The organism is Bradyrhizobium sp. 2TAF36, from assembly GCF_052114925.1.
Classification (GTDB): domain Bacteria; phylum Pseudomonadota; class Alphaproteobacteria; order Rhizobiales; family Xanthobacteraceae; genus Bradyrhizobium; species Bradyrhizobium barranii.
The window spans coordinates 115,970-134,823 of the sequence record NZ_JBFRFR010000004.1 but is presented as its reverse complement, the minus strand read 5'-3'; the positions used below and the strand labels follow the sequence as shown (position 1 = coordinate 134,823).

Annotated in this window: 18 protein-coding genes; 12 read left to right on the top strand and 6 right to left on the bottom strand. The window is 64.8% G+C overall.

Annotation, left to right across the window (positions count from 1 at the left end):
• Nucleotides 1-54 precede the first annotated feature (54 nt).
• The gene (locus tag AB4Z51_RS03575; RefSeq protein ID WP_085399839.1) at nt 55-516 is read left to right on the top strand and encodes a MarR family winged helix-turn-helix transcriptional regulator; all 462 of its coding nucleotides are present in this window, start codon (nt 55-57) and stop codon (nt 514-516) included.
• 139 nt (nt 517-655) lie between these two features.
• Here the strand turns inward: AB4Z51_RS03575 and AB4Z51_RS03570 are convergent, their stop codons facing one another.
• Nucleotides 656-1,450, bottom strand: coding sequence for an SDR family oxidoreductase (locus AB4Z51_RS03570; RefSeq protein ID WP_085399829.1), 795 nt, complete (start codon nt 1,448-1,450; stop codon nt 656-658).
• Between the two features lie 93 nt (nt 1,451-1,543).
• Entirely contained in the window at nt 1,544-2,239 is a 696-nt protein-coding gene (trhA, locus tag AB4Z51_RS03565; protein WP_028151267.1) for a PAQR family membrane homeostasis protein TrhA, read from the bottom strand.
• 179 nt (nt 2,240-2,418) lie between these two features.
• On the opposite strand from trhA, the gene AB4Z51_RS03560 reads away from it, so the two are divergent.
• The 4 genes from AB4Z51_RS03560 to AB4Z51_RS03545 all read left to right on the top strand — a co-directional run bounded on the left by AB4Z51_RS03560 (nt 2,419) and on the right by AB4Z51_RS03545 (nt 6,147).
• Nucleotides 2,419-3,888, top strand: coding sequence for a YcjX family protein (locus tag AB4Z51_RS03560; RefSeq protein WP_085399828.1), 1,470 nt, complete (start codon nt 2,419-2,421; stop codon nt 3,886-3,888).
• On the top strand, nt 3,885-4,910 hold the full coding sequence (locus AB4Z51_RS03555) for a YcjF family protein (protein ID WP_085399827.1): 1,026 nt from the start codon (nt 3,885-3,887) through the stop codon (nt 4,908-4,910). Before AB4Z51_RS03560 ends, AB4Z51_RS03555 begins: the two co-directional genes overlap by 4 nt.
• Before the next feature lie 585 nt (nt 4,911-5,495).
• Nucleotides 5,496-5,630, top strand: coding sequence for a hypothetical protein (locus AB4Z51_RS03550; RefSeq protein WP_275552114.1), 135 nt, complete (start codon nt 5,496-5,498; stop codon nt 5,628-5,630).
• 316 nt (nt 5,631-5,946) lie between these two features.
• The gene (locus AB4Z51_RS03545; RefSeq protein ID WP_167768100.1) at nt 5,947-6,147 is read left to right on the top strand and encodes a hypothetical protein; all 201 of its coding nucleotides are present in this window, start codon (nt 5,947-5,949) and stop codon (nt 6,145-6,147) included.
• A 12-nt stretch (nt 6,148-6,159) separates the two neighbouring features.
• On the opposite strand, the gene AB4Z51_RS03540 is transcribed toward AB4Z51_RS03545, so the two are convergent.
• Entirely contained in the window at nt 6,160-6,402 is a 243-nt protein-coding gene (locus AB4Z51_RS03540; RefSeq protein ID WP_085399824.1) for a hypothetical protein, read from the bottom strand.
• Between the two features lie 257 nt (nt 6,403-6,659).
• Complete coding sequence (locus AB4Z51_RS03535; RefSeq protein WP_441497055.1) at nt 6,660-8,231, bottom strand: glycosyltransferase family 39 protein; 1,572 nt, start codon at nt 8,229-8,231, stop codon at nt 6,660-6,662.
• A 366-nt stretch (nt 8,232-8,597) separates the two neighbouring features.
• Here AB4Z51_RS03535 and AB4Z51_RS03530 point away from each other — a divergent pair, with 366 nt between their 5' ends.
• From AB4Z51_RS03530 to AB4Z51_RS03515, 4 genes are all read left to right on the top strand, one after another.
• A complete protein-coding gene (locus AB4Z51_RS03530; protein WP_135215202.1) occupies nt 8,598-10,328 on the top strand; it encodes an adenylate/guanylate cyclase domain-containing protein in 1,731 nt (576 codons plus the stop codon).
• Between the two features lie 334 nt (nt 10,329-10,662).
• Nucleotides 10,663-11,862: a SorA family sulfite dehydrogenase catalytic subunit gene (gene sorA / locus AB4Z51_RS03525; protein ID WP_085399821.1), complete on the top strand. Its 1,200-nt coding sequence runs from the start codon at nt 10,663-10,665 to the stop codon at nt 11,860-11,862.
• Between the two features lie 12 nt (nt 11,863-11,874).
• Nucleotides 11,875-12,183: a SorB family sulfite dehydrogenase c-type cytochrome subunit gene (gene sorB, locus AB4Z51_RS03520; protein WP_071917135.1), complete on the top strand. Its 309-nt coding sequence runs from the start codon at nt 11,875-11,877 to the stop codon at nt 12,181-12,183.
• A gap of 208 nt (nt 12,184-12,391) precedes the next feature.
• Complete coding sequence (locus AB4Z51_RS03515) at nt 12,392-12,592, top strand: cold-shock protein (protein WP_008134691.1); 201 nt, start codon at nt 12,392-12,394, stop codon at nt 12,590-12,592.
• Between the two features lie 170 nt (nt 12,593-12,762).
• Here AB4Z51_RS03515 and AB4Z51_RS03510 read toward each other — a convergent pair whose 3' ends face one another.
• Nucleotides 12,763-13,224 carry an Lrp/AsnC ligand binding domain-containing protein gene (locus tag AB4Z51_RS03510; RefSeq protein WP_038954741.1) on the bottom strand — a complete coding sequence of 154 codons (462 nt, stop codon included), beginning with the start codon at nt 13,222-13,224 and terminating at the stop codon, nt 12,763-12,765.
• Nucleotides 13,225-13,338: 114 nt separating this feature from the next.
• Here AB4Z51_RS03510 and putA point away from each other — a divergent pair, with 114 nt between their 5' ends.
• The 3 genes from putA (at nt 13,339) to AB4Z51_RS03495 (ending at nt 18,649) form a co-directional block, all read left to right on the top strand.
• A complete protein-coding gene (putA, locus tag AB4Z51_RS03505; RefSeq protein ID WP_441497054.1) occupies nt 13,339-16,338 on the top strand; it encodes a bifunctional proline dehydrogenase/L-glutamate gamma-semialdehyde dehydrogenase PutA in 3,000 nt (999 codons plus the stop codon).
• Between the two features lie 116 nt (nt 16,339-16,454).
• On the top strand, nt 16,455-17,660 hold the full coding sequence (locus tag AB4Z51_RS03500; protein WP_085399819.1) for a CaiB/BaiF CoA transferase family protein: 1,206 nt from the start codon (nt 16,455-16,457) through the stop codon (nt 17,658-17,660).
• A gap of 341 nt (nt 17,661-18,001) precedes the next feature.
• On the top strand, nt 18,002-18,649 hold the full coding sequence (locus tag AB4Z51_RS03495; RefSeq protein WP_085399818.1) for a glutathione S-transferase family protein: 648 nt from the start codon (nt 18,002-18,004) through the stop codon (nt 18,647-18,649).
• Between the two features lie 11 nt (nt 18,650-18,660).
• Here AB4Z51_RS03495 and AB4Z51_RS03490 read toward each other — a convergent pair whose 3' ends face one another.
• A complete protein-coding gene (locus AB4Z51_RS03490) occupies nt 18,661-18,828 on the bottom strand; it encodes a hypothetical protein (RefSeq protein WP_014492272.1) in 168 nt (55 codons plus the stop codon).
• Between the last annotated feature and the right edge of the window lie 26 nt (nt 18,829-18,854).

Here is an 18,854-nt window from a genome sequence, read left to right as displayed (position 1 = left end):
GCGCGACGTTGCGCGCATATAGTTGTATGATACAACTATATGCCGGGAGTCAAGATGGCCGAGCTTGCGCTGATCGACGACATCCGCGCCGCCTCGCGATTGATGGTGCGGGAGCTCGGCTTCATGGATGCGACGGTGGCGGCCTCGGACTATCCGCCCTCGGCGGTGCACACCATTTTGGAGATCGGCATCCGCGGCCCGATGAACTCAGGCGACCTCGGCGATTTCCTGCGGCTGGAGAAATCCAGCGTCAGCCGCCTGGTGCGCAAGCTGGTCGATTGCGGCGAGCTGCGGGAGACGCCTGATGAAGCCGACGCGCGCAGCAAGCTCTTGTCGCTGACGGCGAAGGGCCGGCGCACGCTGGAGGCGCTGCACGCGTTCGGACGCCAGCAGGTGCGCGGCGCGCTGGCCGCGCTGACAGAGGCCGAGCAGCGCACGGTGCGCGAGGGCATGATGCTCTATGCCCGGGCGCTGCGGCAGAGCCGCATGGAGGATGAGGGGGAGTCGGCGGCGTAGCCGTATTCTCAGTGTCATCGCCCGCGAAGGCGGGCGATCCAGTATTCCAGAGACGGCTGTGATTCCTCGACAGGCCGCGGCGTACTGGATGCCCCGTTTCCGCGGGGAATGACAGCGGTGCGGGTGGCACCAGCCTACCCTACTTCCCGAACTCCTCCCGCATCTTGGCCTGGATCTTGGCCATGCCGCCGATCCAGCGGTCGTAATTCTCGGTCTTCTTGCGCATGTAACCGAGCACCTGGGGGTGCGGCAGGATCAGGAACGTCTCCTGCTCGAGGCCGGCGAGCACGTCTTTCGCGACCTGCTCCGGCGTGAGATCGCCGTCGCCGGATTGCGGGCCCTTCGGGATCGAGCGCAGCATGTTGGTGTCGACGCCCTGCGGGCAGAGGATCGACACCTTGATGTTGTGGGCCTTGTGCGAGATCGCGAGGTTTTCGGCAAAGCCGACCGCGGCGTGCTTGGTGGTGGAGTAAGCGGGGCTTCCGACCTGCGACAGCAGACCTGCCGCCGAAATCGTATTGAGAAAATATCCGCCGCCGCGCGCCTTCATGCGGGGAATGAGATACCGCGCCGCATAGACATGGGCCATGACATGGATCGCCCAGCTCCGCTGCCACGGCTCGTCGGAGGCGCCGCCGGCATTGACCGACATCGGATCGAAGCCGCCGCCGATGCCGGCATTGGAGCAGAACAATTCGATCGGGCCGAACTGCCGTTCGGTCTCCTCGATGACGTGGGCGATCTCTTTTTCCTGCGCGACGTCGCATCTGAAGGCCGCGCCATCCACCGTGGCGGCGACGGCTCTTGCATTGGCGGCGTCCATGTCCGCGACGACGACCTTGGCGGCACCCGCCTTGTGGAAGGCCTCGCACAGCGCCTTGCCGATGCCGTTTGCGCCGCCCGTGACGACCACGACCTTGCCGGTCACCTGCATGCGACGTCTCCTCTTTGTCTTGTAGCGCTTCTCTTTTCGGATAGCGCTTCGCTATCTTATACCGCTTCGCTTATTCCGCTTCGCGGATCTTGCTCAGCTCAACACGAGGTCGAGCACCGCGGTATAATGGCACGCCGCGCCGGCCAAGACAAAGCCGTGCCAGATCGCATTCTGGAAGCGCAGCCGCCGCCAGGCATGGAAGATCACGCCAAAGCTGTAGAGCAGGCCGCCCGCAAGGATGAAGCCCAGCACCAGCGCAGGCAGCGCCTTGACCACGGCGTCGTAGACCATCACGCCGCTCCAGCCCATCGCGAGATAGATTCCGACTGCGACGCGGTCGAACCGGCCGGGGTAGAGAAGTTTCAGCACGATACCCAGGATCGCGACGCACCAGACGCCACCGAGCAGCACCAGCGCGAACACACTGTCCCTCACCTCGAGGATGAACGGCGTATAGGTCGCCGCGATCAGCAGATAGATCGCGCAATGGTCGAATCGCCGCAGCAGCCATTTGGCCGGCGAGACCGGCCAGAGATTATAGGTCGCCGACAGCACCAGCATCGAGAGCAGGCCGGCGACATAGATCGAGACCCCGACGATGTTGGTGGCGTCGGCATAAACCGCCGTCAGCACCACCAGGACCGTGGCGGCGACGATGCCGCAGAACACGCCGATCGCGTGGATCACGCCGTCCGCGATCAATTCGGCACGGTCGTAGTTCCAGCCGATCGCGTCGGCCGCGGCGTGGACGGAGGTGGATGCAAGCTGTTTCAGCTGGAAGACGGTCATGGCAATCCGCAAGGCTAAGACAATGCCCTCTTGTAGGGTCTTTCGCGATCGGCGCATCGTTCAAACGGCTGATTTGCCGACAAAGGCGGTGGAAGTATGAAGCTTGATTTTCCCTACGCAATTGCCACTTTTGTGAACGGCTTCACTGTTCCGCCCGCCCCGAGATCAATCACGTTCATATGGCATTCAGTTTCCAGGATATGGTCGAAGAAGCGCGGCTGTCGGCCAGGGCGCTGATCGACTATGGTGAGCACTTCTTCAACCCGACGGTGCGTCTCGGGGTCACCGGCCTGTCACGGGCCGGTAAGACCGTATTCATTACCGCGCTGATCCACGGCCTCACCCGTGGCGGCCGCTTTCCGGTGTTCGAGGCCTATGCCTCGGGCCGGATCGCGCGGGCGCATCTGGCGCCGCAGCCGGACGACGCCGTGCCGCGCTTCGCCTATGAGAACCATTTGCGCGCGCTGCTCGAGGAGCGGCGCTGGCCGAACTCGACCGTCGACATCAGCGAACTCAGGCTCGTCATCGACTATCAGCGCCAGAACGGCGCCGATCGCACATTGACGCTCGACATCGTCGATTATCCCGGCGAGTGGTTGCTCGACCTGCCGCTGCTCCAGAAGAGCTATGAGCAATGGTCAGCCGAAAGCCTCGCGCTGTCGCGCGAGGCGCCGCGCGCGCATCTTGCGGGGGATTGGCACGCGCATCTCGCGACGCTCAAGCCCGAGGCGCGCGAGGACGAGCAGGCGACGCTGACGGCGGCAAAGCTCTTCACCGGCTATTTGCGCGCCTGCCGCGACGAGCGCTTCGCGATGAGCCTGCTGCCGCCCGGCCGCTTCCTGATGCCCGGCAATCTCGCCGACACGCCGGCGCTGACTTTTGCGCCGCTCGACGTGCCTGTGGGCGGCCAGGCACCGGACGGCTCGCTGTGGGCGATGATGGTCCGCCGCTTCGAGGCCTACAAGGACGTCGTGGTGCGGCCGTTCTTCCATGATCATTTTGCCCGGCTCGATCGCCAGATCGTACTGGCCGATGCGCTCGCGGCGTTCAACTCCGGCCCCGAAGCGCTGCACGATCTCGAAGCCGCGCTTGCCGGAATTCTCGACTGCTTCCGCATCGGCCGCAGCACGTTCCTCTCCAGCCTGTTCCGGCCGCGTATCGACCGCATCCTGTTCGCGGCGACCAAGGCGGACCATCTGCATCATTCCAGTCACGACCGGCTCGAGGCGGTGCTGCGCCGCGCCGTCACCCGCGCGGTGGTGCGCGCGGAAGATACCGGCGCGGAGATCGACGTGGTGGCGCTCGCCGCAGTTCGCGCCACGCGCGAGGCCCAGGTCGCGCATGGCCGCGACAAATTGCCGTCGATCCTGGGAACGCCAGCGGCCGGCGAAAGCGCCGGCGGCGAGTTCTTTGACGGCAACACGGAGGTTGCGACCTTTCCGGGTGACCTGCCGCAGGACCCCGAGCCGCTGTTCAACGGCACCGGCGCGTTCCGGGGCCTCGCGACCGAGGCCGCCGAGAAGAGCGATTTTCGCTTCCTGCGCTTCCGTCCGCCAAAGCTCGAACGCGAGGGCAATGACGAGCCGGCGCTGCCACACATCCGCCTCGACCGTGCCCTGCAGTTCCTGATCGGAGACAAGCTGTCATGAACGATCGATCCAAGCCGCGGCGGCCGGCGACGTTCCGGCTCGACGATCCCGGCGTCGTCGTCACCGAAGCCGACGAGACCAGCCGGCTCGGACGCGCCACGATCCAGATCACGCCGGAGCACGATCCGCAGGCATTGCCGGTGCCGATCGAGGCCGCGCTTCCGGCGCGGCGCGGCTTTCCCTGGGGCACGCTGTTCTGGTCCGGGCTCGGCGGGCTGACGCTGCTCGGCACCGGGCTCGGCGTGGTCCGTCTGATCGAGGATCTGTTTGCGCGCAGCGAAACGCTCGGCTTCGTCGGCCTCGCATTCGCCTTCGTCACCGCACTGGCGCTCGCGGTGGTGATCGGGCGCGAGGCCTTCGGGCTGGCGCGCCTTGCAACCATCGAGAAGCTGCATGCGCGCGCCGCCGCGGTCCTTGCCAGCGACGATCGCAAGGAGAGCCGCGTGATCGTGCAGGACCTGCTGAAGATCGCGCACCAGAACCCGCAGCTCGCCCGCGCGCGCGCCACGCTGGAAAGCCACACCGGCGATATCATCGACGGCGCCGACATGATCCGGCTTGCCGAGCGCGAACTGATGTCGCCGCTGGACGCGGAAGCGCGGCGGCTGGTGTCGTCGGCCGCACAAAAGGTCTCGATCGTGACCGCAGTTTCGCCGCGCGCGGCGATCGACGTATTGTTCGTGTTCGTGGCCGCGTTGCGCCTGATCCGTCAGCTCGCTTTTCTCTATGGCGGCCGCCCCGGCGCGCTCGGCATGATCCGCCTGCTCCGCCACGTGATCGCCCATCTCGCCATCACCGGCGGCATGGCCGCGAGCGACAGCCTGGTGCAGCAGATGCTGGGCCATGGGATTGCGGCAAAGCTGTCTCAGCGGCTTGGCGAAGGTGTGCTGAACGGATTGCTGACCGCGCGGCTGGGTCTGGCCGCGATCGACGTGACGCGGCCGCTGCCGTTCGCGGCGCTGCCGCCGCCAAAACTGTCGGACCTCGCGACGGATCTGCTGCGGAAGAAGGACGAGGAGTAGCGGCGCTATCCGCGCCATCGTTCGCGCCATTCGCCGGACCGACCCATGGCGCGCCGTCTGAAAGAGCGAAGCTTAAGCTCGCGGTTCATCGGGAAAGTCGAAGCTGACAATGATAAACCCGACCGCACCAAACACCAACAGCGCCAGGAACAGTGCCGCAACAGCAAAGGACCACACGAAAGGCTCCGAGCAGCTGATGCCACCCAATCGAGCCAACGAGCGGAATATCATCCCTCGCCGGCTGATCTGAGGCAGACCCGGACGGGGTTAAAGGGCAATTGTCCGGTAAAATGACGTTGCTCAGTCAAGCCGCACCTCGCAAGCGAACTATCGAGTTAGCCCTTTCGAGTATTGGAGGATTATGTGCCGCAGTTAATGGCAACTGAGCACAAGGAAGCGGCAATTCAAGTCGCCGCTTTCAAGTCAGCCTCTGGCCGCCCCATCCACGGCGCATCAGCCCGTTAAGAAACTGGTTACCAGTCAATGTCACCATTTGCATATTAGGCCGCCATATGCGGCGCGCATTCTGAGAACGGCTCAATATTTCGACACGCCCGGTTGGCGGTCTCTTTCAGGAGAGGCCCAATGTTTAAGGGCTTAATGGCAGCGCTTGTGGCGCTGATCAGCACACTGCAACTGGATCGATACCTGACCAACGGCCGGTACACCGACGCGGCCATGGATATGCTGCGGCATATCAGGCGCGCGTTTGGATTTTGAGGTGCACTGGACGATTTGAGGCCGGTGATGAAGGGCATCCCATGGACTGATCTCGACGCGGAGGAGCAACGCGCCATTGCGATATTGGGCGCCGGGCTCTCCATCGAGCTGTGCGACCCCGTCGCTCTGCCAAGATTGAGGCGGCTCGGGCTGATCGCAGGGTCTCGTTTGACCGCTGCTGCGCACGAGTTGCGGAGGCGCGTTGTTCTGGAAGAACTCAGTGCGCGGGATTGAGCCGCGTAACCAATTGGCACGCTCGATCCTCGGCTGGTCGGGAGTGCCTTGCCGGGGCTAACAAGGCGTGGGGAGTTTGATGGTGGCAGGTGCAATTGAGCTGATCGTGGAGGGCTACGTTTCCCTCAGGGACCAAGCAGCTCTTGATGAGCTTCGAACACAGCGTCGCAAACTTATCGCAGATCTCGATGCATGTACCGGGATCGACTGCAGGAGTACGATCCGGCAGATCGAGGAAGACATCGTCGTGATTGAGGCCGGGCTGGCGCGGTTGCCGGCCTAGTCGGCCGGATGTTCAGAGATTGCCCGGTGTCGTATCRACAACGGTGCACTCGGTGTGGATCAGGTCCTTCTTGGTCACCCGCACGCTGCCAAGATAATAACCTCGCTCCTGGACGGCTGCCCTGATCTCGTCGCTGACCTTGAGAACTCTCGCTCTGCTCTTGCGCCATTTGTTGGAAGAGTAGAGCGCGGGCATCGGAGAGCCGTTGCTGACGACGAGGAAGTCCCGCTTGCCATTGCGATAGACATCAAACATGTCCTATCCCCGTAGATAATATCAATAAGAGAAAATATGCTTCGTCACGATAGCTCCAGCTTAGTGGCTTAAATGCCTGAGCGGGTGGTAATCTGGGATGGCGGCCTGTGAATGTCGGGAAAAATGCTGGTTGCAGCTAAGCGATCAGCTCAGATTTCTGTTTGTATGTTGTTCTCATGCCACGCCAGGCCGCTTCAACGCGTGGCCTCGTTTGCATTTGGGCCCCCACAAGGGGAGAAGGGAAGAAGGGTGCCTCGTTAGGCGAGCGTACGTTTCTCGAATTCCCCCGCCAGCACCCGCCATTGAAACAGCGGCGAATCCGTTGGCGGCGAGAGTTCCGGCGTCCAGCCGGTGAGCTTCTCAATCACGTAGGTATCCGTCAGAACGCCGCGCCACCGACGTTCGACCTGGCCGAGCTGCTCGCGCTTCGCAGGGATCGATCCCCACACCGGTGCGCGATTGTCCGGCTCTCGCCCGACATAGATGCCCGCATGCCCGCTGATCCGATCCATGCCGGGATCGCGAAAATCCTGGAAGCGGCCGCGTTCGTTGATCTCGACGACGGGCACGCGGCCCCTGAACAGCCAGCGCATCATCGCGTAGGTGCGATAGTCCGTGGTCGCGATCCAGGTCGCGCCGGTCTCGTCGAGCGCAGCCTGCGCACGCGCCGCGATCTGCTCGTAGCCGGCTTCGGCGCCGATCGGATCGATCTTGCCGAGTAGGTTCCAGGGCGCGGCGACGTAGTACAGGAATACGATGACGACGAAGGCGATCCCCGTGACGACCGCCGTGTTGAGCCAGAAGATACTCGAGCGGATCATCCGCGCCGACCAGTGCTCGTGCGACAGCATGACGAGGTTGACCGCAGCGGCGGCAAAGCCGACCGGCCACATGAACATCGGCCAGGTGTCGCCGACCCTGAGCGTCGTCGACTTGAAGAAGAAATAGAGGAACGGCACCAGCACCGCGGTCGACAGCAGGATCGCGACCGGCTCGCGCGTGCGATAGCCGCGCCACGCCGTCATCACGAGGCCTGACAGCACGACCGGCAGCATGACGAAGCCGACCAGCCCGAATTGCAGGCCGATGTAGTCGCCGATGGTGCGCAGCGAGATGCCGTAATTGGCAGTGGCCCGCACGCCCTGGAAACGGAACGAGGCCCAGTCGTGCTGCGCGTTCCAGATCAGCACCGGGGAGAACACGGCGATCGCGATCAGCACCGCGAGATAGGGGTAAGGACTGCGCAGCCAGCGCCAGCGCCAATCCGGCACCAGCAGAAACGCGGCGACCGCCGGCGCGAACATGATCGCGGTGAATTTCGACAGCATCGACAGCCCGGCGAACAGGCCCGCCGCCAGCCACCAGCGTCCGTCGCCGCCCTGCGCGAGCCGCACCAGGGCCCACATCATCACCACCACGAACGGGATCATGGCAACGTCCGGCGCGACCTTGGCCATCAGCAGGCCGTAATAGAGCGCAGCCTCCGGCATCAGCACCGCGAACATGATGGCGCGCGCATCATGAGTGAGGCGGCGGACCATGTCGGCGAGCAGCAGCTGCGTCACCAGCATCGCGACGATGCCGCCGAAGCGGACGCCGAGCACGGTGTCGCCGAAGATCGCGGTGCCAAAACGGATGAACCAGGCGATCATGGGGGGATGATCGAGGAAGCTGAGCGCTGCCTCCTTCGACCAGGTCCAGTAATAGGCCTCGTCGGTGCGCAGCTCGATCGCGGAGGCGTAGACGATCCGCAGCAGCGTCATCGCGGCAATGACGAGCACGGCCATAACGAGGGGTCGGCGCGCGGCGCCGGCTGGGGACACGGTCATATCAGGGGCTGTCGTCACGGCCGCGCTTTTCGCCAACCTGGGAGGGGGAGTCAATGCAGGGGGTGGTGCCGCAAACACCGGTGTCGTCCCGGGGCGCGACGAAGTCGCGAGCCCGGGACCCATAGCCACAGGGAGGAGTCGTGGCGCGAACTGGTAACCACGAGTCTTCGTCAAATCCGATCCTGTGGCTATGGATCCCGGATCGGCGCGCCGCTTGTCCGGGACGACAGCGGTGGGTGTGGCGCGCGCCTTTGCCCACCCTACGGTTCGGTAACCTTGCCGCGCATGTGATCAGGCCAGCTGTCCGCCCCTGGAATTAAACGCTACGCTGGCTGTTCTCCTTCATGAACTGATACAAACTGAATCATGGCCACTGCATCCTCACGATTGTCCGAACTGTCCCGCGCGACCAGCATGCGGCAGGTTCGGCTGGTCTGCGGCGTCATCCTGTTCTCCTACGTGGTGAGCCATTTCCTCAACCATGCGCTCGGCAACATCTCGGTCGATGCCATGGAGATCGGGGTCTACTATCACACGGCGTTCTGGCGGTTCCTCCCCATCGCGATCGTGTTCTATACGGCCGCGCTCACGCATATGGGGCTCGGCATCTACGCGCTCTATCAACGCCGCCAGTTCCGCTGGCGGACGATCGAGCCGCTCCAGCTCGTGCTTGGCTTGAGCATCCCCGCCCTCGTCATGGCCCATGTGATCGGCGTCCGGCTCGGCTACACGCTGTACGGGCACCAGAAACTCTATCCGCAGGAACTCTATCTGTTCTTCGTCACCTCGAACCGCATCTGGACCATGACGATCCTGCTGATCATCGCCTGGGTCCATGGCTGCATCGGCATCTATTTCTGGCTGCGCCTGAAACCGTTCTTCGCGCGCGCCGCGCCTTATCTGCTCGCCGCCGCCGTGCTGATCCCGACGCTGTCGCTGCTCGGCGTCTACCAGGGCGGACGCAGTGTCCAGATCGAGGTCGACGACGGCGAATGGCGCACGCACAATCTCACCCGCCGCCAGCTCGGCTCGACCGCGGAAGCCGCGACGCTCGACCGCATCACCGGCGGCCTCACCATCGGCTATGTCGGCCTGCTCGGACTGGCGCTGGCGGCACGCGGCGTGCGCGCCTTGCGCGAGCGGCGCCGCGGCATGATCGCGCTGTCCTACGGCAACGGCAAGACGGTGCGCGTGCCGAAGGGTCTCTCCGTGCTGGAGGCGAGCCTGCGCCACAATGTGCCGCATGCCAGCGTCTGCGGCGGCCGCGCCCGCTGCTCGACCTGCCGCATCCGCATCATCGGCGATCATGCCGCCCTGCCCGTGCCGTCGCAGCGCGAGGCCTTCGTGCTCGCGCGCGTCGGCACCGCCGATCCCTCGATCCGGCTTGCCTGCCAGCTGCGGCCGGACTCCGACCTCTCCTTCTTCCAGCTCTTCACGCCCCACACGCATTCGGCGGACGGACAGGCCTCGACATCAGCCAGAATCGGCCAGGAGCGCTACCTCGTCAGCCTGTTCGTGGACATGCGCGGTTCGACGCAGCTTGCCGAGAAGCGGCTGCCATTCGACACCGTTTTCATCGTCAACCGCTTCCTCGGCGCCGTCTCGCGGGCCGTGATCGAGAATGGCGGCCAGCCGAACCAGTTCGTCGGCGACGGCATGCTGGCGCTGTTCGGGCTGTCAGCCGATCCGGAGACCGCCTGCCGACAAGCGCTGAAGGCTGCCGCCGGCATCGCCACGCATATCGACGAGCTCAACGAGCTCCTGAGCCACGATCTCCGCCAGCCGATCCGCTTCGGCATTGGCATTCACGGCGGCGAGGTGATCATCGGCGATATCGGCTATCGCGATCACATCGTCTTCACCGCGCTCGGCGATGCCGTCAATGTCGCGGCCCGCCTCCAGGACATGACCAAGACGCTGGCCTGCGAAGCGATCGTCTCGGAGGAGGTCCGCCGCACCGCGGGCCTTGCCGACGATGCGCTGCCGCAGCAGGAGGTCGCGATCCGCGGCCGCGACGAGCCCCTGGCCGTGCGCGTCGTTGCGGACACGAGGCAGCTGTCGGCGCTGGTTGACCGAAGCGAGCGCGTCGCGGCCTGATTCTTCACCTCTCCCCGCAAGCGGGGAGAGGTCGGAATGCGCGCGCAGCGCGGATTCCGGGTGAGGGGGAGCCTCCGCGAATCCAACTCTCACCTCGCTCGCGGAGACTCCCCCTCACCCCACCCCTCTCCCCGCAGGCGGGGCGAGGGAGTGCACTGTCACTGCGGCTACAGCTCGGCAATCTCGTTACGAACGTAACACCGGCTTGCTGCAACGCAGCGACATGGGCCTGCTGCGAAAGCACGAATTGACTTCATCTCGATCGTTGCGACAGATGAGCGCGGGATCGCGGTGATGACTGCGGTCCAACGAAAAGCTCCGGGAGGAGACGAGAATGTTCGATCGACGCGACCTGCTCAAAGGAGCGGGCCTTGCCGCTATGGCGGCCACACTGAATTCCACCAGGGCGCTGGCACTCGACACCGTCACGCTTCCCTTCGCCAATGGCGAGCGGCCGCTGGTGAAATATCCGCAGAAGCGGCCGATGATCGGCCTGACCAGCCGGCCGCCGCAGCTCGAGACGCCGTTCGCGATCTTCAACGACGGTCCGATCACGCCGAATAACGCGTTCTTCGTGCGCTATCACCTCTCGGACCTGCCTTACAATCTCGATCCCGACAAGTTCACGCTCGAGGTCAAGGGCAAGGTCGACAAGCCGCTCAAGCTGTCGCTCAAGGACATCAGGAAAATGAAGGCGACCGAGATCGTCGCCGTCAATCAGTGCTCCGGCAACAGCCGCGGCTTCTCCGAGCCGCGTGTCGCCGGTGGCCAGCTCGCCAATGGCGCCATGGGCAATGCGCGCTGGCGCGGCGTGCCGCTGAAGGCCGTGCTGGAGATGGCGGGCGTGCAGAGCGGCGCCAAGCAGGTCACCTTCAACGGCATGGACGGCCCCGTCAGCGACAAGACGCCCGATTTCGTCAAGGCGCTCGATCTCGAGCACGCCACCGACGGCGAGGTGATGCTGGCCTATGGCATGAACGGCGAGGACCTGCCGTTCCTCAACGGCTTTCCGCTGCGCCTGATCGTGCCCGGCTATTACGGCACCTACTGGGTCAAGCACCTCAACGAGATCACCGTCATCGACAATGTCTATGACGGCTTCTGGATGAAGTCGGCCTATCGCATTCCGGACACGCCGAACAATGCGGTCGAACCGGGCACCGCGCCGAAGGCGACGATCCCGATCAACCGCTTCACCATCCGATCCTTCATCACCAGCGTTCCCGATGGCGCCAAGCTGAAGGCCGGCGGCACGACGCTGCGCGGCATCGCCTTCGACGGCGGCAAGGGCATCAAGGACGTCCAGGTTTCCACCGACGGCGGAAAGACCTGGGTCAGCGCCAAGCTCGGCAAGGATCTCGGCAAATACTCATTCCGTGAATGGAAGCTGCCGGTGAAGCTCGCGGCGGGCGCCCACGAGCTCAAGGTGCGCGCCACCGGCAATGGCGGCGAGACCCAGCCGGATGCGCCACGCTGGAACCCGGCGGGTTATCTACGCAACGTCGTCGAAACCGTCCGCGTCACCGTGGCCTGAGGGAGAATGATCATGCAGCGCACCGTTCTCCTCGCCATCTCACTCGCCGTCGCCGCAATGGTCGGTTCGGCCCTTGCAGCGCCGCTCAACTACAAGACGCCCGACGAGGTCGCCGCCTTCAAGCCGGGCCCCAATCTCGAGGTCGTGCAGGGCAATTGCAGCGCCTGCCACTCGGCCGATTACGTCAACACGCAGCCGCCGATGAAGGACAAGAAAGGTTTTTGGCAGGCCGAGGTGACCAAGATGATCAAGGTCTATGGCGCCCCGATCGACGATGCCGATGTCGGCAAGATCGTCGATTATCTGGCCGCGACTTATTGACGGATGGCGCGCGGCGTGCCGATCAATTGACCGCGAAACGGGCAAAATCGGCAAAAACGCTGCGAAGTTGAGCGGAATTCGGCGAAATGCCGATATGGTTTGAGCTACCAAGCCGGCCACATTCCGCGTATCCTGTTAGGACCGAACCGGCCGGTTGGCGGGGACTGGCGGTTCGAGATCTCGGAGGAAGACCCGCGGAGAAGACGTGATGGCTAAAGGTACGGTCAAGTGGTTCAACCCGACGAAGGGTTATGGATTTATCCAGCCTGCGTCGGGCGGCAAGGATGTGTTCGTGCATATCTCGGCAGTGCAGAAAGCCGGTCTGTCGTCCCTGAACGAAGGACAGACGGTGGAATACGAAGAGATCGCAAACCGGGGCAAGACCTCCGCAGAGAACCTCAAAGTATAAGCCCGGCAGCCTTTGCTGCCTCCCGGATCTGTCCGGGAGCCGGGCCAAAAAAATTTTAGAAGACGGCCAGTGCATTCGACGACGGGCGTTGCGATTGCACACGGAGAGCTATTTTCCCGCGAAGACCGCTCGTTCAACGCCACAGCAATGACAATCGCGACGGCCCTTCGTTAGTCCACCGGCAATGGTGCGTCGCGCTTGATCTCTTCCATCACCGCATAGGTTCGCGTCTCGCGCACGCCCGGCATCGACAGCAACGTCTCGCCGAGGAAGCGTCGATAGGCGGTCATGTCCGCAAGCCGCGCCTTCACAAGATAGTCGAAGCCTCCTGCAACCATGTGACACTCCAGCACCTCGGGTGCGAGTTTCACCGCGCGCGCGAACCGCTCGAAATTGTCCGGCGTGGTCTTGTCGAGCAGCACCTCGACGAACACCAGAAGACCCAGGCCGAGCCGGTGCGGATTGAGCCGCGCGCCGTAGCCCTCGACAAAGCCCTCCCGCTGCAACCGCTTCAGCCGCTCGCCGACCGAGGTCGGCGACAGCCCGATGCGCTCGGCGAGCTCGACATTGGCGATGCGCCCGTCCTGCTGCAGAATTGAGAGGATCTTCCGGTCAATTCGATCGAGTTCCATATTTTATGTGGCCAATATAGCAATGATCTTCATTTCCTAAGGCAAAATGACTAATTTGTCTATCGAACTACGGTCTAGCGGGCCTTATCCTGGATTTCAGCCACAGGACACGCCATGCCGAACATCCCGCCGCCCTTCACCGCCCCCTACGCGCCCGATGATGCCGAGATTGCCGCGCGGCTCTTGCCGGCTTCGCATCTCGGCCCGCCGCAGGAGGCGCGGATCGACCGCACCGCGACGCGGCTGATCGAGGCGATCCGCAAGCGCGACGACCGGCTTGGCGGTGTCGAGGACATGCTGCGGGAGTTCGCGCTCTCGACCAAGGAGGGGCTCGCCCTGATGGTGCTAGCCGAGGCGCTGCTCCGCGTGCCCGACGCGCGCACCGCCGACCAGTTCATCGAGGACAAGCTCGGCGAGGGCGACTTCATCCACCACGAGACCAAGTCCACCGCCTTCCTGGTCAACGCCTCGGCCTGGGCGCTCGGCCTCTCGGCGCGGGTGATCCAGCCCGGCGAGACGCCCGACGGCACCATCGGCCGGCTGGTGAAGCGGCTGGGCGCGCCGGCGGTGCGCACCGCCACGCGCCAGGCGATGCGGCTGATGGGCAACCATTTCGTGCTGGGCGAGACCATCGAGCAGGCGCTGGAGCGAGGCCGTCCGCGCTCCGGTCAAAAGACGCGCTACTCCTTCGACATGCTCGGCGAAGGCGCGCGCACCGCGGCGGACGCCAGGCGCTATTTCGACGCCTATGCGAGCGCGATTCTGACCATTGGCAAGGCGGCCGGCAACCATCCCCTGCCCGACCGTCCCGGCATCTCGGTCAAGCTGTCGGCGCTGCATCCGCGCTTCGAGGCGATCAGCCGCGCGCGCGTGATGGCCGAGCTGGTGCCGCAGCTGCTCGATCTGGCGCAGCGCGCCAAGGCCCATGATCTGAACTTCACCGTCGATGCCGAGGAAGCCGACCGGCTGGRGCTGTCGCTCGACGTGATCGCGGCGACGCTCGCCGACCCCTCGCTCAGCGGCTGGGACGGCTTTGGGCTGGCGATCCAGGCCTATCAGAAGCGCGCGAGCGCCGTGATCGACTATGTCGACGCGCTGGCGCGCGCGCATGACCGCCAGCTGATGGTGCGGCTGGTCAAGGGCGCCTATTGGGACACCGAGATCAAGCGCGCGCAGGAGCGCGGGCTGGACGGCTATCCCGTGTTCACGCGCAAGGCGATGACGGATCTGAACTACGTCGCCTGCGCTTCGAAGCTTTTGAGTCTGCGGCCGCGCATCTTCCCGCAATTCGCCACCCACAACGCGCTGACGGTCGCGACCGTGCTGGAGCTTGCGCAAGATGGTGGCGGCTTCGAATTCCAGCGCCTGCACGGCATGGGCGAGGCGCTTTATGAACAGCTCGCCAAGGATCACCCCGACATCGCTTATCGTACCTATGCCCCGGTCGGCAGCCACCGCGACCTGCTCGCCTATCTGGTGCGGCGGCTGCTGGAGAACGGCGCCAACTCGTCGTTCGTGGCGCAGGCGGCCGACTATCGCGTGCCGGTTGTGGCGCTGTTGCAGCGTCCGGCCGATGCCATCGTCCGGCCGCAAGCGGCGGCCCATCCCAGAATTCCGCTGCCGGGCGATCTGTTCGCGCCGGAGCGGTGCAATTCGCGCGGCGTCGAATTCGGCGCGCGCGCGGCCCTCGACCGGTTGCTGGCAGACGTGAAGGCCGAGGCAGCCGACCTCAAGCCCATAGCCGACGCAACGCCGGACCGAGCCAATGCGGCGGTGACTGCTGCGCGCGCCGGCTTTGCCGCCTGGAGCCGGACGCCGGCGGCTACGCGCGCGGCCGCACTGGAGCAGGCCGCGCATCTTCTGGAGAGCCGGAGCGCCCATTTCATCGCGCTGCTGCAAGCCGAGGGCGGCAAGACGCTGGACGATGCGCTATCGGAGCTGCGCGAGGCCGCCGACTTCTGCCGCTATTATGCCGCGCAGGGTCGAAAGCTGTTCGGCGTTGATGCCGCCATGCCGGGCCCGACCGGCGAGAGCAATGCGCTCGCCATGCGCGGGCGCGGCGCCTTCGTCGCGATCTCGCCGTGGAATTTTCCGCTGGCGATCTTCCTAGGCCAGGTCACGGCGGCGCTGATGGCCGGCAACAGCGTCGTCGCAAAACCGGCCGAGCAGACGCCGCGCATCGCCCGCGAGGCCGTAGCCCTGCTCCACGAGGCCGGCATTCCCAAGAGCGCGCTGCATCTCGTCACCGGCGACGGCCGCATCGGCGCCGTGCTGACCGCGCATGCCGACATCGCCGGCGTCGTCTTCACCGGCTCGACCGAGGTCGCGCGCCTGATCAACCGGACGCTCGCCGCCAAGGACGGGCCCATCGTGCCTCTGATCGCGGAGACCGGCGGCATCAACGCCATGATCGCGGATGCGACCGCGCTGCCCGAGCAGGTCGCCGACGACGTCGTGACCTCGGCCTTCCGCTCCGCCGGCCAGCGCTGCTCGGCGCTGCGGCTGCTGTTCGTGCAGGAGGATGTTGCCGACCGCATGATCGAGATGATCGCGGGCGCTGCTCGCGAACTCAGGATTGGTGATCCCGCAGATGTCGCGACCCATGTCGGTCCGGTGATCGACGCCGAGGCCAAGCAGCGCCTCGATGCGCATATCGCGCGGATGAAGAGCGAGGCGCGGCTGCACTTTGCCGGCACTGCGCCCGAGGGCTGCTTCGTCGCCCCGCACATTTTCGAGCTCAAGGACGCCGGCCAGCTCACCGAGGAGGTGTTCGGACCGATCCTGCACGTCGTGCGCTATCGCGCGGAAAACCTCGACCGCGTCCTGCAGGCGATCGAGCGCAGCGGCTATGGACTCACGCTCGGCATTCACTCCCGGATCGACGACACCATCGAGGCGATCATCGATCGCGTGCAGGTCGGCAACATCTATGTCAACCGCAACATGATCGGCGCCGTGGTCGGCGTGCAGCCATTCGGCGGCAACGGGCTGTCCGGAACCGGCCCGAAAGCGGGCGGCCCGCATTATCTCGCACGCTTTGCGACCGAGCAGACCGTGACGATCAACACCGCGGCAGCCGGCGGCAATGCCGCGCTGCTTGCGGGGGAGGAGTGAGGCCCTGCGCCTGGCGCCGTTGCATCCCGCTGAAACATCGGTCTAATGCTGCCATGACTTGATCTGCGCCAATTCCAGCGCGCGGGAAACAACAAGAGCGAGGGAGCTACGCCGCGATGGAAAAGGGCATTTTTGCAGGGCTCAAGGTTCTGGACTGCGCGAGCTTCATCGCAGCGCCCGCGGCCGCGACCGTGCTGTCGGATTTCGGCGCCGACGTCATCAAGATCGAGCCGCCCGGCGCCGGCGACCCCTACCGCAATCTGCCCAACATTCCGGGCTATCCGAGCAGCGAGCACAATTTCGCCTGGCTGCTGGAGGCCCGCAACAAGAAGAGCATCGCGCTCGACCTCTCTAAGCCGGAGGCGCAGGCCGTGCTCTACAAGCTGGTCGAAGAGGCCGACGTCTTCATCACCAACATGCCGCCGCCGGTGCGCGCCAAGCTCGGCATCACCTATGACCACCTCGCCCATCTCAACGACCGGCTGATCTACGCCTCGTTCACCGGCTATGGCGAGAAGGGCGAAGAGGCCAACAAGCCCGGCTTCGACAGCAACGCCTATTGGGCGCGCTCCGGCCTGATGGACCTCGTCCGCGCCGACACCCACACGACGCCGGCCCGCTCGGTCGCCGGCATGGGCGACCATCCCTGCGCCATGGCGTTCTATGGCGCCATCGTCACCGCGCTGTATCAGCGCGAGAAGACCGGCAAGGGCTCGCATGTCGCCTCCAATCTGATGGCGAACGGGGTGTGGGCCGCGGGCACGCTGGCGCAGGCCAAGCTCTGCGGCGCCAGGTTCGCCGAGCGGCGGCCGCGCGAGCGCGCGCTGAATGCGGTCGCCAACCACTACCAGTGCAAGGACGGCCGCTGGCTGATCCTGTCGCTGCTGAGCGAGGAGAAGCAGTTTCCGACGCTCGCCAAATGCCTGGGACGCGAAGACCTGATCACCGATCCGCGCTTTGCCACCAAGGCTGACCGCCACGCCCGCTCGGTCGAGCTGATCAAGATTTTTGACGAGACGTTTGCCACCAGGGATCTCGCCGAGTGGCGCAGGATCCTCGACGGYAACGGACTGGTGTTCGGCATCGTCGGCATTCTCGACGACATCCCCAACGACAAGCAGATGCTCGACAACGAGGTGCTGGTGCCGTTCGAGAACGACACCATGCTCACCATCTCCAGCCCGATCTGGATCGACGGCGCCAAGAAGGTCCAGCCGCGCAAGCCGCCGGCCGTCGGCGAGCACAGTGACGAGATTTTGCGCGGGGCGGGATACGACGAGAAGGCAATCAAGCAGCTGCGGTCGTCAGGCGCGGTGGGGTAGGGCGGCGCCACAAACTCCCCTGTCGTCCCGGGGCGCGCAAGGCGCGAGCCCGGGACCCATAACCACAGGGAGTGGTTGTGACACGAGCTGCCAACTCCGAGTCTTCGCCAAACACCTTCCTGTGGTTATGGGTCCCGGATCTGCGCTCCGCTTCGCCGCGCTTGTCCGGGACGACGTTGGGGAGGTAGCTCGTCGTCACAGACGACGTCATTGCGAGCGCAGCGAAGCAATCCAGAATCCCACCGCGGATGCATTGCTGGATTGCTTCGCTGCGCTCGCAATGACGGCGTGGGACGATCTCGCTATAAACTCACGACAACATCGCGTCTCGTGAGGCCCTCATGCCCAAATATCGCCTGCACTACTTCCCGGAGTCCGGCAACAGCTACAAGCTGGCGCTGATGCTGACGCTTTGCGGCGAGAGGTTCGAGCCGGTGTGGACCGATTTCGGTGGTGGCGTCACGCGCACGGCGGAATGGCGCAAGGCCGTGAACGCGATGGGCGAGATTCCCGTGCTCGAGGTCGACGGCGTGAAGATGACACAGACCGCGCCCTTGCTGCTGAAGCTTGCCGGGCAGTACGGCCGTTTCGGTGCCGAGACCGAGGACGAGAAGTTCGAGCTGCTGCGCTGGCTGTTCTGGGACAACCACAAGCTCACCGGCTACATGGCGACCTATCGCTTCATGCGGGCGTTCACTGAGAAAAACGATCCGCAGGTGCTGAAGCATTTTCGCCGGCGGCTCGAGGACTTCCTCGGCATTCTCGACGGACATCTCCAGCACAATGCCTTTGCGATCGGGGCGAGGCCGACGGTCGCCGATATCTCGATGATGGCCTACCTGCACTATCCGAGCGACGAGCACGGTTTTGATTTCGCGGCGAGCCATCCTGCCGTCCACGCCTGGCTCGGCCGCATGGCCACCCTGCCCGGCTGGAAGCCGGCCTATGAACTCTTGCCCGGCAAGCGGATGACGAATTACGCGAAGTGAGGGCGCTGGCACTAACCCCGCAGTGCCAGCCAGCCCAGCGTGAACAGAATCCCGCCGACGATGACGACCACCGCGACCGCCCAGGTGCTGACGCGGATGCTGCCGGTGACCTGCTTGGCTTCCTCATTGCGCGCGATCTCGCGATTGCGCTCCTTGTCGGCGTCGCTGGTCTCAGTCATGGGTCATCCAAACCGGTTGCTGGTTT